A 16,499-nucleotide genomic window follows, 5' to 3' on the forward strand; every position below is an offset into this window, starting at 1 on the left:
GAATTTACTTAATATAATAATAAGTAGTGAAAAAAAATAGTTATTCCTTTATAATATAAGGGTAAGAGAAAATTTTTCGAAGATTATGAATTAATTGTGAAAAGGTTCTTTACACTAGATAAATTAAATAACTAGGAGAGGTAAAACAATGAATTATATGAACTTTTCTAAGGCTAGTTGTAAAAATTGCTATAAGTGTTTAAGATCATGCCCAGTTAAGGCAATTAGATTTAAAAATCAACAAGCAAAGATAGTTGAAGAACGCTGTATTGGATGTGGGCATTGTTTAGAAGTATGTCCTCAAAATGCTAGAGACATATTAAGTGATTTAGAAAGAGTACAACAATTAATAACTAGAGGTGAAAAGGTTATCGCAAGCATAGCACCTTCTTTTCCTGCCTATTTTAATCTTGAAGAAGGTAAGGTAGTTTCTGCTTTAAGAAAGTTAGGTTTTTCTATTGTAGAAGAAACTGCCATGGGAGCAGAAGTTGTATCACAAGCTTATGAAGATTATATAAAGAATAATAAACTCGAAAATTATATAACTACCTGCTGTCCTTCTGCTAACTATTTAATAGAAAAATATTTTCCGAGATTAGTTCCTTATATGATACCAGTAGTATCACCTATGCTTACACATGGACAGATCCTAAAAAAGGCTTATGGTAAGGAGGCATTTGTAGTATTTATAGGACCTTGTGCTGCAAAAAAAATTGAAGCAGAAGGTTTAGATGATAATAAATTTATAGATGCAGTTTTAACTTTCGAGGAAATAAATAGATGGATTTTAGATTGTAAATTAGATTTAGATTCACTTAATGAAGAGGACTTTGATAAGTTGGCATGTAGAAGAGGGGAGAGTTATCCTTTAGGTGGAGGGATTATTAGTGGAATTAAAAAAACTCTAGAAAAGAATAATCTCCAACCTATTTCTATAAGCGGAACAGAGGATTGTATAAATGTTCTAAAAAGTATGGAAAGAGAAAGTTTGAAATCGGTATTTTTAGAAATAAGTGTTTGTAAGGGTAGCTGTGTTGGAGGCCCAAATATGATAAACAACAATGATGATTATTATGAAAAATTATCAAGAGTAAAAAATTATATTAAAAGAAGAGAAGATATGATAAGTACACAAGATAAGGTGAAATGTAGTGAAGTTACAATAGATAATCTAAATATGCATAGAACTTTTCAAGATAAGAGCTTAAAAATAGAAGAGCCGAGTAAAGAAGAGATACAAAGAGTATTAAAAGAAATGGGAAAATTTGAAGATAAAGATGAATTGAATTGTGGAGTATGTGGATACAATACTTGTAAAGAAAAGGCAAAGGCTATTTGTGAAGGCATGGCAGAGACTGATATGTGTCTACATTTTATGAGAAATAAAGCAGAAAGTTTAAGTAATGTAATTTTTGAGAACACTCCTAATATTGTTATGTTGCTAGATGGGGATTTAAATATAAAGGAAATAAATCCTGCTGCTCAAGAAGTATTTATGGTAAATGATGAAAAAATAAAAGGTAAGCCAATCTCTATGCTGATTAATGATGAGGATTTTAGAACTGTTAAAGAAACAGGTAAGAGTATAATTGGAAAAAGAGCAGATTATCCACAATATAACGCTATATTAATCCAGAATATTGTGTATCTTAAAAAACAGAATTTGGTTTTAGCTTCTATGATAAATATTATGGAAGAAGAGAAAAACAAAATAGAGTTACTAAGAGTCAAAGAAAACACATTAAATGTTGCTCAAGAAGTAATTGATAAACAGATGAGAGTAGCTCAAGAAATAGCAGGACTTCTTGGAGAGACTACTGCTGAGACAAAAGTTATATTAAATAAGCTAAGGAAGGTTATTTCTGGTGATGATAAATATTATTAGAAAAAATAAAAGTTGTTAGGATAGAAGGGTGATTTGGATATGGAAATTACGGTTTGTGTTGGAAGTACATGTTATCTTAAAGGGTCTTATAATATAATCAATAGATTAACTGAACTTATAAAAGAAAATAATCTTGAGGATAAGGTGGTTATCAAAGGCGCTTGTTGCCTTGGTAACTGCTGTAGACCAGTATCCATTAAAATAGATGATGGTCCTGTTCTTTCTGTTGATGAAAGTAGCTTAGAAAAATTTTTTAAAGAACAAGTGATTGATAAGTTAAATAAATGACACAAAATGTAGGGAATTTAATTAGCAACTTAGGAGGAAATGGTAAATGAATTATATAAATTTTTCAAAAGCTAGGTGTAAAAATTGTTATAAATGTCTACGTGCCTGTTTAGTAAAAGCCATAAAATTTAAAAATGGACAAGCTGAAATCGTTCAAGAAAGATGTATAGCTTGTGGTCATTGTCTTGAAATATGTCCTCAAAATGCTACAAGAGTTGTGAGTGATTTAGATAAGGTTAAAGAAGCTATTGAAGGTAATAAAAAGGTTATTGCTAGTATAACTCCATCTTTTGCAGGTTATTTTAATGTAGATGAAGGAAAGTTAATAGCGGCTTTAAGAAAATTAGGTTTTTCTTTTGTAGAAGAAAATGATATGGGAATTGATGTTTTAGGTGATTATTATAAAAATTATTTAGATAATAGTAATCTTGAAAACTATATAACTACATTTTGTCCATCTGCAAACTATTTGATACAAAAATATTATCCTGAACTTATAAAATATATGATTCCTGTGGTGTCACCCATGATTGCTCAAGCGAAAATCCTTAGAAAAGTATATGGGGAAGATAGTTTTATAGTATTTATAGATCCATGCATTGCTAAGAAGATAGAAATTAGTGAATTTGAAGAAAAAACTATAGATTCAGTGCTCAATTTCAATGAAATTAATAAGTGGATATATAGTTCAGAAATAAAATTAGATAGGTTACAAGAAGAAGAATTCGATGGAAATATATCTAAGGGAAGAAAAAGTTTTTTATTGGCTGGTGAAATAGTTAATTCTATTAAGGAAACTACAGATAAGAATATGTTATATCCTGCTATTGTAAGTGGAACTCAGGATTGTATAGATATGTTGGATAGTATTAAAATGGGGACTGTAAAAGGTGTTTTTGCAGAGTTAAGTATTTGTAGGGGTGGCTGTATAGGCGGACATAATATGATGAAGAATAAAAAACAGTATTATAAAAGACTTCAAAAAACTAAAGAATATATCTATAAGAAAGAATTAAAACAAAATAAAGTAGATAATTATGAAGAAAACGTATTAGATGGTATATCTTTCGAAAGAAAGTTCAATAAAATGGAATTTCATAGACCAACTCCATCAAAAGAAGATTTAGATAAGATAATGAAACAGATGGGGAAGGTTGCCAAAGAAGATAAACTTAATTGTGGAGTCTGTGGATATGATACTTGTATAGAGAAGGCTAAAGCTGTTTTTGAAGGGATGGCTGAAACGGATATGTGTCTTCATTTTATGAGGAGTAAAGCAGAAAGTTTGAGCAATGTAGTTATTGAAAATACAGCTAATGGCATAATTATGGTAGATGAGGACATCAATATAATAGAAATTAATCCAGCTGCTCAGCAAGTATTCTGTGTTCAACCTCAAAATATTTTAGGGAAGCCTCTTAGTTTATTAATAGATGATACTGATTTTGTAAGGGTAAGAGATACCGCAGAGAGTATTATAGGAAAAAAGGTTTGTTATCCTCAATATAATGCTGCATTTATGATTAACATAATGTATTTGCATAAAGAGAATTTAATATTGGCAGCTTTGACTGATATAATGGATGAGGAAAAGAATAAAAAAGAATTAAATAGAGTGAAAAAGAACACTTTAAATGCTGCTCAAGATGTTATAGAAAGACAGATGAGAGTAGCACAAGAAATTGCGGGTGTGCTTGGCGAAACTACAGCTGAGACAAAGGTAATTTTAAATAAACTAAGAAGGATTGTAGAAGGAGAGGAGGGGGAGATTGATTGAGTTTATTCATAGATATTGCATATGATAGCTTAATTAAATATGAAGAAGAGCTTTGCGGTGATAATGTAGAAATAGTTAAATTAGATGATTGTATTATTATAGTTTTAGCTGATGGGCTTGGAAGTGGAGTTAAAGCAAATATTTTATCTACACTTACAACTAAAATTGCAGCAACCATGTTGAAAGAAGGCGAAGATATATATGAAACTGTTGACACAATAGTAAACACTCTTCCAGTATGTAAAGTTAGGAATATAGCGTATTCTACATTTACTATTCTTAAAATATATAATGATGGTCGAATATATACAGCTGAATATGATAACCCTCCTTTATTTATAATTAGAAATAATAAAAGTATAAATATAGATAAAAAAGAGATTGATATAAATGGTAAGAAAGTATATGTAAGCAAATTTAATGCACAAACAGGAGATATACTTACTGCCATTAGTGATGGGGTTATTCATGCGGGAATAGGTCAAGTTTTAAATTTAGGTTGGACATGGGATAAAGTGGAAAATTATTTAGAGAGAAGCTGTTGTAATAAAAAATCAGCTAAAAATATATCTAGAGACTTAGTAGAAGTATGTTGGGATTTATATGGGAAAAAACCAGGAGATGATACTACTGTATTGACTGTAAAAATGAGGCAACCAGAGCATATTGATTTATTTACAGGTCCTCCTATCAATAAAGGAAATGATAGTTATGTAATTAAAAAGCTTATGCAGGGAAAAGGAAAAAAAATTATTTGTGGAGGAACAGCAGCTAATATTGCATCAAGGGAATTAAATAGGCCAATAAAGGTTAAAATGGATCTTCTTTATAAAGAGATTCCACCTATATCAACTATGTATGGAATAGACTTAATAACAGAAGGGGTTCTTACTTTAAGCAAAGCTGTAGAAAAGCTGAAAAGGGCAGTGAAGAGTTATGCAGAGAGTGGGATGATATATGACATAAAAGAAAAAGATGGAGCTTCTATTTTGGTAAAGATGCTAGTGGAAGATTGCACTAATTTGAACTTATGGATTGGAAAAGCAGTAAATTTAGCACATCAAAATCCTGATTTCCCTTCAGATTTAAATATAAAACTTAAGTTAGTAGATGAACTATGTGAGATTATGAAAAGTCTTGGAAAAACGGTAACGGTAAATTATGTTTAGTGGCTAATAACCATATGCCAGTGAAATTTTATTCCAATGGAATGATAAATAAGCTAGTGAAAAATTGAAATTTTCACTAGCTTATATTTTTTGTCAATTTTTAATTAAATGGTTTTATTTTCTTTTTATATAGTGAGTATGGAGAAGATTATGAGCTTTTTCGCCATAAGGTTCACCTAAGAATTCTTTATATAATTTTTCAATGTAAGGATTATCATGAGATTTTCTTAAAGATTTATTTTTATCTTCTGCGTATAAAGCATCCATTCTTTTTTCTAATATTGAAGAATCTCCATGAATATATGGTTGGCCACCACCACCAATACATCCTCCAGGACATGCCATAATTTCTATCATATGATAATTTGCTTTCCCTGATTGAATAGCCTCTAAAAGCTTACGAGCATTTCCAAGCCCGCTAGCAATTGCTACCCTTATTTCCATATCATTTATTTGAACAGAAGCTTCTTTTATACCTTCAAGACCACGTACATGTTTAAATTCTAAATTATGAATAGATTCTTTAGTAATCCACTCGTAAGCAGTACGTAATGCTGCTTCCATAACTCCGCCAGATGTTCCGAATATTACACCAGCACCAGTTGATTCTCCAAGAGGAGAGTCAAAATCTTCATCTTTTAATGATAAAAAGTCAATTCCAGCTTCCTTAATCATTTTTGCAAGTTCTCTCGTACTTATTACTATATCTACATCTTTAATACCATTAGTATTCATTTCAGATCTAGCTGCCTCATATTTTTTAGCTAGGCAAGGCATAACTGAAACGAGAACTATATCTTCGGGATTTATATTCATTTTAGCGGCAAAATATGTTTTGGCTATTGCACCAAACATTTGTTGTGGAGATTTACAAGTAGATGGTATATCTAAAAGGTCATTAAAATCATGTTCAATAAAATTAATCCATCCTGGACAACAGCTAGTTAACATCGGAAGTCTTCCGTTATGATTAAGTCTATGAACAAATTCACTAGCTTCTTCCATAATAGTTAAATCTGCTGCAAAATCTGTATCAAATACTCTATCAAATCCTAAAGCACGAAGAGAGGAAACCATTTTACCAGTTACAGGAGTACCAGGTTCAAGTCCAAATTCTTCTCCAAGTGCAGCGCGAATTGCGGGAGCAGTTTGAACAATGACTACTTTATCTTTATCATTTAATGCATCCCATACTTGAGATACATAATTAACTTCAGTTAAAGCTCCAGTAGGACATACAGCAACACATTGACCACAAAAAGTACATTTAGTTTCAATCATAGGAAGATCAAAAGCAGGACCAACTATAGTTTTAAATCCTCTATTCATAGCAGATAATACTCCTACTGTTTGAATCTCGTTACATACAGTCTCACACCTTCTACAAAGTATACACTTGTCAAAATCTCTTATTATTGAGTAACTAGAGTTATCTTTAGGGAAAGTTGCTTTTTCACCTTTATATCTAATTTCTCTTATACCTAAATCTGCAGCTAAGTTTTGAAGTTCACAAGAAGTATTTTTTTCGCATAATAAACAGTCGTGTGGATGATCTGAAAGCATAAGTTCAACAATATTTCTACGAGCTTTGATAGCTCTTATTGAATTTGTTTTTACAACCATTCCCTCAGATACAGGAGTTGAACAGGCAGGAGCTAAGTTTTTTCTACCCTCAACTTCAACAACACAAACTCTACAAGAACCAGGATGATTTATAGTTTTATCATCAGGCAGTCTAAAGTGACATAATGCAGGGATAGTGATATTTAGTTTCTTAGCTGCTTCTAAAATAGTCGTACCTTCTTCAACATGTATTTCTCTATTATTTATTGTTAGGTTTACTAAACTCAAAGCTTACACCTCTTCCTTTTTAAATAATGATGGGTTATTTCTTTATTATTGCGCCAACAGGACAAGCACCATAACATTGTCCACATTTAATGCATTTTTCTTGATCTATAACGTGCATTTCTTTAACTTTTCCACTTATACAAGATACAGGACATTGTCTAGCACATTTTGTACATCCTATACAGCTTCCAGTAATTTCATATCTAAGAAGGTCGTTACAAACTCCAGCAGGACAACGTTTTTCATATATATGAGCTTCATATTCATTCATAAAGTATTTCATTGTACTTAAAACTGGATTTGGAGCAGTTTGTCCAAGACCGCATAGTGAAGTATCTTTTATTGTTTCACTTAATTCTTTTAGGTTTTCTAAATCTTGTTTTTCTCCTTTACCGGCAGTTATTTTTTCTAGAGTTTCATATAAACGTTTATTTCCGATTCTACAAGGAGTACATTTTCCACAAGATTCTTCTACAGTAAAGTCTAGGTAGAATTTAGCTATATCAACCATACAGTTATCTTCATCCATAACGATCATACCACCAGATCCCATCATAGAACCTATAGCAGTTAAAGATTCATAATCGATAGGTGTATCAAGGAATTGTTCAGGTATACATCCACCTGATGGACCACCAGTTTGAACAGCCTTAAATTTACGGCCATTTTTAATTCCTCCACCTATTTCATATATTATTTCTCTTAAAGTTGTGCCCATAGGAACTTCAACTAGACCAACATTATTTATTTTACCTGCTAAAGCAAAAACCTTTGTTCCTTTAGATGTTTCTGTACCGATAGAGTTGTACCAACTTGCACCATTATTAATTATAGCTGGTATATTTGCAAGGGTTTCAACATTATTTACACAAGTAGGTTTATTCCATAATCCGTTTTCAGCAGGAAATGGAGGTTTATTTGTAGGTTCTCCTCTACAGCCTTCTATTGAATGAATTAATGCAGTTTCTTCTCCACATACAAAAGCTCCAGCCCCATATTTAATTTTAATATCAAAATTAAAATTAGTACCTAATATATTTTCACCAAGGAGTCCATATTCATGAGCTTGTTTTATGGCAATTCTAAGTCGTTCAATTGCTAAAGGGTATTCAGCCCTTATATAAATACAACCTATAGAAGCACCAATGGCATATCCAGCTATAGCCATAGCTTCAAGTACACTGTGAGGATCTCCTTCTAGTATTGAACGATCCATAAATGCACCAGGATCACCTTCATCGGCATTACAAATTATATATTTTTGAGGGGCATTAAACATTTTAGCAAAATTCCATTTTCTACCTGTAGGGAATCCGCCGCCACCTCTTCCTCTTAATCCAGATTCAGATATTAATTTTATAACTTCATCACAGGTCATTTCAGTAATACATTTACCAAGAGCTAAATAACCATCTTCTCCTAAATATTCTTTAATGTCCTCAGGATTTATTAAGCCACAATTTCTAAGAGCAATTCTTTTTTGTTTCTTATAAAAAGACATTTCATTTTGTTTTTTTACTTTTGAATTTATAGTAGGTTCAACATAAAGGAGTCTTTCCACTACGTTACCTTTAAGTATATGTTCTTGAACTATATCTTCTGCATCTTTAGGTGATACATGAACATAAAAAACATTATCAGGAGCTATTTTTACTATAGGACCTTTTTCACAAAAACCAAAGCAACCTGTTATAGAAACATTGACATCTTCAGATAAACCAGCCTTATCAATTTCAGTTTTTAAATTTTTTAAAATATCATCGCTATCAGAGGATTTACAACCAGTTCCTCCGCATATAAGTATATCTCTTTTTAAACAATTTTCTTTATTACAATTTTTAATATCTTCTGATAATTTTCTAAGTGATACTAGGTTTTTAAATTCATTACTGAGTTTTTTTAATTCATTAAAGGAATTTATTTTATTCAAGGATTATCCCTCCAATTCTGAGTATTCTTTTAGAAGTTTACTTACCATGTCTACTGTAAAATGACCATAAACTTTACCATTTACAGTAACTACAGGAGCTAGTCCACAAGCTCCTACGCATCTTAGAACGTCGATAGTGAATTTAGAGTCTTCTGTGGTTTCTCCTGCTTTGATGTTTAATTGTTTTTCAAATTCTTTTAGTACATCTCCAGCACCTTTTACAAAGCAAGCTGTACCCATGCATATACTTAATACATATTTTCCTCTTGGCTTAGTATTAAAGTAAGAGTAAAAACTTACTACTCCACAGACTTTGGAAACATTGATATTTAGTTTATCGGCTACAAATATCTGAACTTCTTCAGGAAGATAGCCAAATAAGCCTTGAGCTTTATGAAGAACTTCTATTAATGCACCCTGCTTATCTTCTAAATCATCAATAAATTTTGCTAAATCTTGAAATTTTTCGCTAGTTAACTTATTAGTGCACACTAATTAATACCCCCTTAAAGAAAAGATTAGTAATATTGTGAAATATTTAATAAACACAACTTAAAAATTTAAATAAGTAAAAAAACATTTAATATTCAGAAAAATCAAAGGATTTCACTGTCTCTTCATGGATTGTATGTAAGAAAAGTTAGCCTTTATTATTTCTATATAACTAGATTACTATAAAAAGAGTAAAAAATAAAGATAAAGATTATATAAAATTTAACAAAGTTATATGTAAAAAATAAACATTAATTTGAAAAAAATACAAAAATGGTATATAATCTATATAAATATAGATATATTAACATAATCTCTTGCAAGGAACTATTCAAATCAGGGTATTTTAATGGAAAACTTTGATAGATATATAACATACAATGGTTTTTTTATGTAATTTTTTAATTAAAGTGATTAGTAATTTAAGCAATTTCGTATATAATAAATTAATTAATAATTATAAGGTGGTAAACATATATGTCAAATTTTTTTGTAAATAATTGTTTGTTTAATGAATGGAATGTTATTGAAAAGAATTTTGATATTAACAATATGCCTTTAAGTTCAAAAGTTTTTGAGACTAGTAATGGATATATAAAAATGATAGGAGATTTTGAAGAGGAAGTTTATTTTAATAATAAAGTATATCCACAAGGTACAACTATAAATGGATTTTATGAATTAGATTCTGATAGTTATGGAATAAAAGATCCATTGAAAAATAAAAATATTAATGTAATTGAAGCCAAATGTTTAAAAATATATGTTGAAGATGAGGAATTTAACATAATAAATGGTGTCTTTTTAGAATATGAGAGAAATCTTGATTTGAGAAGTGGTATTCTATATAGACATTTTATATGGGAATCTCCGCGAGGTAGAAGAATAGAGGTAAATGTTAAAAGAATAGTTTCTTTCAATAATAAACATTTAGCTGCTATTTGTTATGAAGTAGTGCCACTTAATTTTTCTGGAGAGATTAAAATAATATCTTCTGTTAAGGTAGAAAAAGACTTAAAAATGGTAGAGAAAAAATCTAAAGATAGCTTTGGGCTTATGGTTGGAGAAACTAATAATACAAAATTTAAAGTAATATGTGGTGTTGAAAATAGTGTTTCTTACGAGGGACGTTATGATTTTGAGAATATAGAAAAAGATGAAAAAATAGAATTTATTTATGATTTTCAAGCAATAGTTAATAAAAAAATACAACTTAATAAATTTATTTTATATTTTACTTCAAAAGATTTTAAAGAAAAGGATATGGAGAGTAAATTAGAAGATGAATTAATAAATATAAAGAGGTTAGGCTTTTTTAGTATAGAGAAATCTCAAAAAAATTTTTTGAAAAGATTTTGGGAGAATTTTTATATAAATACAAATGCGAATAAAACAATTGAGAATATGGTTAGGTTTAATGAATTTAAATTATTACAGAAATATGGAGGGAATTATATTGCAACTTATAGATTAGTATAAAAGAGTAGCAAAAAAACAATATAATCATATCTTATTAATGTAACATATATATATGGAGGTATATTATATTGTATAGAAGCGACTTATTAGATGATTATGAGATGGTACCCTTTGAATTACCTAGTTGTATATACATGCCAAGAGAAGTAGATGCTGTTCTCGAAGAGCAATATTTTGAAGATATGACAAGAGGAGAAGAGGAAGTAGAAGAGAAAATAGAAGAAAGAGTAGAAGGAGTAGACAATAGGCAAAAAGACAAATATAATGATGATGAATTTTATGATGATAAGTATGATTCTAAAATTAGACCAAGGGATGTAGATAGAATTTGTAGAATGATAGAAAGAAATAATCCTGAAATTATTAGAACTATGATGAGATATGGGGTTCCATATCCGGTTGCAATAAGATTATGCAGAAGAATAGTTAGGATAACTCTTAGATATTGTTAAGAGGTTATATTTGAGATAAGTGCTGTATTAGTATTTATCTCAAATATAACCTTATTCTATTTAAAGTAGGATACAATAGATTTTATTAAAAAATAAATATATCATAATAAAATTTAAAATGTAACTCGCTATTGTATATTTTGCTCAGGTGTAAGAAGAGATTTATAGAAAATAACCTATTTAGTTGCAATAAATTCCAAAGTAAGGTTATAATTTAAATATCATAATACGTGGAGGGGGAAATGTATGAAAAATATAGGACTTGTATTAGAGGGGGGAGGTATGAGAGGGCTTTATACAGCTGGAATTCTAGATTATTTTATGGAAAAAAATCTATATTTTCCATATGTAGTAGCTGTATCTGCTGGAGCGTGTAATGCCACTTCATATATATCAAAACAAAAAGAAAGAAATAAAAGAATAAATATTCATTATATAAAAGATCCTAGGTATTTAAGTTATAGAAATTTAATAAGGGAAAAAAGTATCTTTGGTATGGATTTTTTATTTAATGAAATACCAAATAAATTAGAACCATTTGATTTTGAAGCTTTTAAATCTTCCAATCAAAAATTTATTATAGGTACAACAGATTGTAAAACAGGTAAAACAGTATATTTTGATAAAGATGAATGTAAAGATATCCTTAAAGTTATAAGAGCATCTAGTAGTATACCATTACTAGCACCTGTAGTAGAATTAGAAGAACAAAGGTTATTAGATGGAGGGGTAACTGATTCTATTCCAATAAAAAAAGCGAAACAAGATGGTATGGAAAGAAATATAATAGTTTTGACTAGAAATAATGGGTATAGGAAGGAACCATATAAATTTAAAACTTTAGTAAGAAGAGTCTACAAGAAATATCCGCTTCTTGCAGAAGCTATTTTTAATAGGCACGATATGTATAATACAACTTTAGATTACATAGAAGAATTGGAGAAAAAAAATGAGGTGTTTGTATTTAGACCAAGTAAACCATTAAAAGTTGACAGACTTGAAAAAAAATCTGAAAGATTAGAAGAACTATATGAAATGGGTTATGTAGATGCAAAAGAATCTTATGAAAAAATGGTAAAATGGATTGGAAAATAAGTTTTTTCTTTTAAATAGTAAAAATTAATGATATAATTAATCCGTTAATTTAAATAATCTAAAGACAGTTCGAAAGCCTCCTGTCTATAAATAAAACTAAGGTGCAAATTGATATAATTAAAGTATGTATATTTATATGGCTATGCTGTTTTTAGTGTAGTTATTATTTATCGTGCTTTTATTAAAAGCTGCCTTAGAATTTTAAGGCAGCTTTTAAATTTTAGGGATTATAAAGAGGATTTTTATTAAATGCAGGTTGTTATTTACAAGTTCCATAAGGGTTTTATAGTATAACAAAAATTAATATACTAGCTATTTTAATAATTTAGGAGGAAGTAAATGGAGATTGAAAGATACAGTGAAGTTAAAGGAAAAAATGAAAGAGAAATAGTTTTGTTAAAGGCTTTTCCATGTAAATGGGGAAGATGTACTTTTTGTGATTACATTTTAGATAATGATGTAGATGAAAAGAAAATGGTTAAGATAAATAAACAAATTTTAGATAAAGTTACAGGCGAATATGGAGTATTAGAGATTATAAATTCTGGAAGTTGTTTTGAACTTTCTAAAGAGACTTTAAATTACATAAAGAAAATAGTTGAGGATAAAAAAATAAAGAAGCTTTTTTTTGAAAGTCATTGGATATATAAAAATAGGCTTCAAGAGATGAGAGAATTTTTTAATATACCTATAGTGTTTAAATGTGGGATAGAAACTTTTGATGATTATTTTAGGAATGAAGTTCTTAAGAAAGGTGCTAAATTTTCTTCGCCAGAAGAGGTGGCAAAATATTTTAAGTCAATATGTCTTATGGTAGGAATAAAAGGACAAACAAAAGAAATGATAAAAAAAGATATGGAATATTTGCAAAAATATTTTGAGAGAGGATGTATAAACATCTATATAGAAAACACCACTCATTTTAAAAGAGATGAGGAATTAATAAATTGGTTTAAAGAGGAGTATTCTTATTTAGATAAAAATGAAAATATAGAAATTCTCTGGAATAATACAGATTTTGGGGTTGGGGGAGAAATTTAAATGAAAAATATAAAAACTAGTATTTTAATAAAAATGGCACTTGTAGCTGCTATATATGCTGTTTTGACAGCAGGTTTAAGTCCTATAAGCTATGGAGCTGTACAATTTAGATTGTCAGAAATTATGGTGCTTCTTGCTTTTATAGATCCTTTATATATACCAGGATTAGTTTTAGGATGTGCTATTGCAAATCTATTTAGTCCTTTAGGGATAGTAGATGTAGTAGTTGGAAGCTTTGCTACATTCATAAGTGTATATATGATAAGCAAAACTAAAAATCTATTAATAGCATCTATATGGCCAACAGTAAACTGTGTATTTGTAGGAGCAGAGTTATACTATATATCTAAGCTTCCGTTTTGGTTGACTACATTACAAGTAGCTTTAGGTGAATTTGTAGTTGTAACTTTATTAGGATATCCTATATTTAAGTATCTCATATTAAAAAATAAAAATATAGTCAATGCTTTAAGAATAAATTAAAAGTCCTTACTGAGGGCTTTTTTATTTGTCATTGAAAATAAAATTATATTACATTTATGATTAAGTTATTTATAATTAATAGAAAATCATATACATAAACAAATCACTGTACTATAATTAAAATTGTTGTAATATATGGAATAATTACTATTATAGAGGTGAAATGGTATGAATAATGTAATGATTATTTATATTGTTCTATTTTTGCGGTGTTAGTAGGTATAGATATTGATATAAGTTTATTAACTTTAGAATGTTTTTACTATTATGTAATAATTGAAAATGGACAATTGTCCATTAAATATATTGTTTGGAGGGGACGAGATGGAAGTAAAGGAAAAGCTAAGATTACTAAGAGAAGAGATGAAGAAAAAAGGATTAGATGCTTATATTATACCTAGTTCTGATGCTCATCAAAGTGAGTATGTTGCTGATCATTGGAGATCAAGAGCATGGATATCTGGATTTACTGGTTCAGCAGGTACTTTTGTTATTACCATGAAAGAAAGTGGTTTATGGGCAGATGGAAGGTATTTTATTCAAGCTGATAAACAACTTAGTGGAACAGAAACTAAGTTGTTTAAAATGAGACAACCTAATGTTCCTACATATACAGAGTGGCTTGGAGATTCACTTTCACAAGGAGAATGTGTCGGAGTTGATAGTAGTGTATTTTCATGGTCTCAAATAAGAGAGATGAAAGAACATTTTGATAAAAAGGGAATAAAAATTAATGGTGATTATGATTTAATAGATTTAATATGGGAAGACAGACCAGAGATACCTATGAGTGAAGTTTATATCCATGATGTGAAATATTGTGGGAAAAGTACTTTAGAAAAGTTAAAAATAGTAAGAAATTATATGGATAGAATAGGAGCACAACATTATTTATTAAGTTCTTTAGATGATATAGCATGGTTATTTAATATAAGAGGAAATGATGTAAGTAATAATCCAGTAGTGGTTTCTTATGCATTAATATCAGAAAAAGATGCTATATTATTTGTAGATAATAAAAAAATAAGTAAAGAAGTATCAGAAATTCTAAAAGAAAATGGGGTTCAAGTAAAAGAATACTTAAAAATAGAGGAATATCTAAATAACTTAAATTCAAGTAATGCTGTTTATATAGATCCTAATAAAGTAAGTTTAAAACTTTATGATTCTATTCCAAAAAAATGTATTAAAGTAGAGGAAAGAGATATTACTACTACACTAAAATCAGTTAAAAATGAAGTTGAAATTAAAAATTTAAAAAGATGTCATATAAAAGATGGTGTGGCTATGGTAAAATTCCTTCGTTGGTTGGATGAAAATGTAGGAAATGTTGATATTACAGAAATTTCTGCTTCCGACAAGTTAGAAGGATTTAGGAGAGAGCAAGAACATTTTATAGAAACTAGTTTTGATACTATAGCGGCATATAAAGACCATGCACCTATGATGCATTATAAAGCAACTGAAGATACAGACTATTCTTTAAAAAGAGAGGGTATGTTATTAGTAGATTCAGGTGGACAATATTTAGATGGAACAACAGATATTACAAGAACAATTATTTTAGGAACTTTAACTGAAGAAGAAAGACATGACTTTACATTAGTATTAAAAAGTCATATGGCTTTAAGTAATTTGAAATTCCTATATGGGGCTACTGGTAGTAATCTTGATGTAATAGCTAGACAGCCAATATGGGAAGAAGGTATTGACTATAAATGTGGTACAGGACATGGAGTAGGTTTCCTTCTTAATGTTCACGAAGGTCCTCAAAGATTTAGTCAAGATTTAAATAATGCAGTATTAAAGGCAGGAATGATTATTACTAATGAACCTGGAATTTACAAAGAAGGTAAGCATGGTATAAGAACAGAAAATGAATTGTTAGTTGTTAAAGACGAGGAAACAGAATTTGGTCAATTTATGAGATTTGAGCCTGTTACTTATTGTCCAATAGATTTAGATGGAATAGACATAAATATGCTTACAGAAAAAGAAAAATTATGGTTAAATAACTATCATAAAAAAGTATATGAAACTCTTTCATCTTATTTAAATGAAGAAGAAAGAGAATGGCTTAAGAAAGAAACAAGAACTATATAATAAAATATGAAGTAATGAATAACGGCAAAGAAATAGTTTTTCTAGATATATGTAGTTATCTATTAAACCTTCAGTACGCAAAGAAGTACTAAAGGCGTAGCCTTCTAAAAGTTCTACCCTCGCTATGGGGAGTCCATTCCCCAGCTCGGCTGTCAGAGTCCATTCTGACAATTACGCACTTTTAGAATTCTACACCTTAAGTACTTCTAATTGCTACTTCAAAGTTTAATGTGCTAACTACGTATATAAGAAAAACTTATTCCTATGCCTTGATTTATTATCAATAATATAGTTTAAAATATATATTGGGGAGAGATAGGAAGACTAAAGGATTAAAAGCGATTAGTGACTTTAAATTTAATAGACAGTGAACAATTGATAAAATAAATAGGGCTATGATGGGAATTTAATTCCATTATAGTTCTTTTTTTGTTTTGATTTTTTGTAGTTAATT

13 protein-coding genes are annotated in these 16,499 nt (G+C 29.3%); 10 read left to right on the plus strand and 3 right to left on the minus strand.

Annotated elements, in window-relative coordinates; all coding sequences use genetic code 11:
• Nucleotides 1-148 precede the first annotated feature (148 nt).
• The 4 genes from OW729_RS00720 to OW729_RS00735 are packed head-to-tail and all read left to right on the plus strand — an operon-like array spanning nucleotide 149 to nucleotide 5,119.
• Complete coding sequence (locus OW729_RS00720) at nucleotides 149-1,885, plus strand: [Fe-Fe] hydrogenase large subunit C-terminal domain-containing protein (RefSeq protein ID WP_268059478.1); 1,737 nt, start codon at nucleotides 149-151, stop codon at nucleotides 1,883-1,885.
• Between the two features lie 39 nt (nucleotides 1,886-1,924).
• Nucleotides 1,925-2,173, plus strand: a complete 249-nt coding sequence (locus OW729_RS00725; protein ID WP_268059479.1) for a (2Fe-2S) ferredoxin domain-containing protein — start codon at nucleotides 1,925-1,927, stop codon at nucleotides 2,171-2,173.
• Between the two features lie 46 nt (nucleotides 2,174-2,219).
• Nucleotides 2,220-3,950 carry a [Fe-Fe] hydrogenase large subunit C-terminal domain-containing protein gene (locus tag OW729_RS00730; protein ID WP_268059480.1) on the plus strand — a complete coding sequence of 577 codons (1,731 nt, stop codon included), beginning with the start codon at nucleotides 2,220-2,222 and terminating at the stop codon, nucleotides 3,948-3,950.
• Complete coding sequence (locus OW729_RS00735) at nucleotides 3,947-5,119, plus strand: SpoIIE family protein phosphatase (protein WP_268059481.1); 1,173 nt, start codon at nucleotides 3,947-3,949, stop codon at nucleotides 5,117-5,119. The genes OW729_RS00730 and OW729_RS00735 overlap by 4 nt, the downstream gene beginning before the upstream one ends.
• Nucleotides 5,120-5,233: 114 nt before the next feature.
• Here OW729_RS00735 and OW729_RS00740 read toward each other — a convergent pair whose 3' ends face one another.
• From OW729_RS00740 to OW729_RS00750, 3 genes are all read right to left on the minus strand, one after another.
• On the minus strand, nucleotides 5,234-6,970 hold the full coding sequence (locus OW729_RS00740; protein ID WP_268059482.1) for an NADH-dependent [FeFe] hydrogenase, group A6: 1,737 nt from the start codon (nucleotides 6,968-6,970) through the stop codon (nucleotides 5,234-5,236).
• Nucleotides 6,971-7,004: 34 nt separating this feature from the next.
• On the minus strand, nucleotides 7,005-8,813 hold the full coding sequence (locus OW729_RS00745; RefSeq protein ID WP_268059683.1) for an NADH-ubiquinone oxidoreductase-F iron-sulfur binding region domain-containing protein: 1,809 nt from the start codon (nucleotides 8,811-8,813) through the stop codon (nucleotides 7,005-7,007).
• Between the two features lie 90 nt (nucleotides 8,814-8,903).
• Nucleotides 8,904-9,392 carry an NADH-quinone oxidoreductase subunit NuoE family protein gene (locus tag OW729_RS00750; protein ID WP_268059483.1) on the minus strand — a complete coding sequence of 163 codons (489 nt, stop codon included), beginning with the start codon at nucleotides 9,390-9,392 and terminating at the stop codon, nucleotides 8,904-8,906.
• Nucleotides 9,393-9,869: 477 nt separating this feature from the next.
• Here OW729_RS00750 and OW729_RS00755 point away from each other — a divergent pair, with 477 nt between their 5' ends.
• The 6 genes from OW729_RS00755 to OW729_RS00780 all read left to right on the plus strand — a co-directional run bounded on the left by OW729_RS00755 (nucleotide 9,870) and on the right by OW729_RS00780 (nucleotide 16,045).
• Nucleotides 9,870-10,871, plus strand: coding sequence for a glycoside hydrolase family 65 protein (locus OW729_RS00755; protein WP_268059484.1), 1,002 nt, complete (start codon nucleotides 9,870-9,872; stop codon nucleotides 10,869-10,871).
• A 68-nt stretch (nucleotides 10,872-10,939) separates the two neighbouring features.
• Entirely contained in the window at nucleotides 10,940-11,323 is a 384-nt protein-coding gene (locus tag OW729_RS00760) for a hypothetical protein (RefSeq protein ID WP_268059485.1), read from the plus strand.
• Nucleotides 11,324-11,569: 246 nt separating this feature from the next.
• Nucleotides 11,570-12,418 (plus strand): patatin-like phospholipase family protein, encoded by an 849-nt coding sequence (locus tag OW729_RS00765; RefSeq protein ID WP_268059486.1) that lies wholly within the window; start codon nucleotides 11,570-11,572, stop codon nucleotides 12,416-12,418.
• Nucleotides 12,419-12,763: 345 nt separating this feature from the next.
• Entirely contained in the window at nucleotides 12,764-13,459 is a 696-nt protein-coding gene (locus OW729_RS00770; protein ID WP_268059684.1) for a radical SAM protein, read from the plus strand.
• Nucleotides 13,460-13,942 (plus strand): QueT transporter family protein, encoded by a 483-nt coding sequence (locus OW729_RS00775; protein ID WP_268059487.1) that lies wholly within the window; start codon nucleotides 13,460-13,462, stop codon nucleotides 13,940-13,942. It begins immediately after the preceding gene.
• 324 nt (nucleotides 13,943-14,266) lie between these two features.
• Nucleotides 14,267-16,045: an aminopeptidase P family protein gene (locus OW729_RS00780; protein ID WP_268059488.1), complete on the plus strand. Its 1,779-nt coding sequence runs from the start codon at nucleotides 14,267-14,269 to the stop codon at nucleotides 16,043-16,045.
• Nucleotides 16,046-16,499 lie beyond the last annotated feature (454 nt).

The sequence above is a fragment of the Clostridium brassicae genome, from assembly GCF_026738875.1.
Classification (GTDB): domain Bacteria; phylum Bacillota; class Clostridia; order Clostridiales; family Clostridiaceae; genus Clostridium_H; species Clostridium_H brassicae.

Bases quoted from the DNA above. Each gene is read 5' to 3' on its own strand.
- OW729_RS00720 (WP_268059478.1), top strand. From the start codon at position 149: ATGAATTATATGAACTTTTCTAAGGCTAGTTGTAAAAATTGCTATAAG.
- OW729_RS00725 (WP_268059479.1), top strand. From the start codon at position 1,925: ATGGAAATTACGGTTTGTGTTGGAAGTACATGTTATCTTAAAGGGTCT.
- OW729_RS00730 (WP_268059480.1), top strand. From the start codon at position 2,220: ATGAATTATATAAATTTTTCAAAAGCTAGGTGTAAAAATTGTTATAAA.
- OW729_RS00755 (WP_268059484.1), top strand. From the start codon at position 9,870: ATGTCAAATTTTTTTGTAAATAATTGTTTGTTTAATGAATGGAATGTT.
- OW729_RS00765 (WP_268059486.1), top strand. From the start codon at position 11,570: ATGAAAAATATAGGACTTGTATTAGAGGGGGGAGGTATGAGAGGGCTT.
- OW729_RS00775 (WP_268059487.1), top strand. From the start codon at position 13,460: ATGAAAAATATAAAAACTAGTATTTTAATAAAAATGGCACTTGTAGCT.
- OW729_RS00780 (WP_268059488.1), top strand. From the start codon at position 14,267: ATGGAAGTAAAGGAAAAGCTAAGATTACTAAGAGAAGAGATGAAGAAA.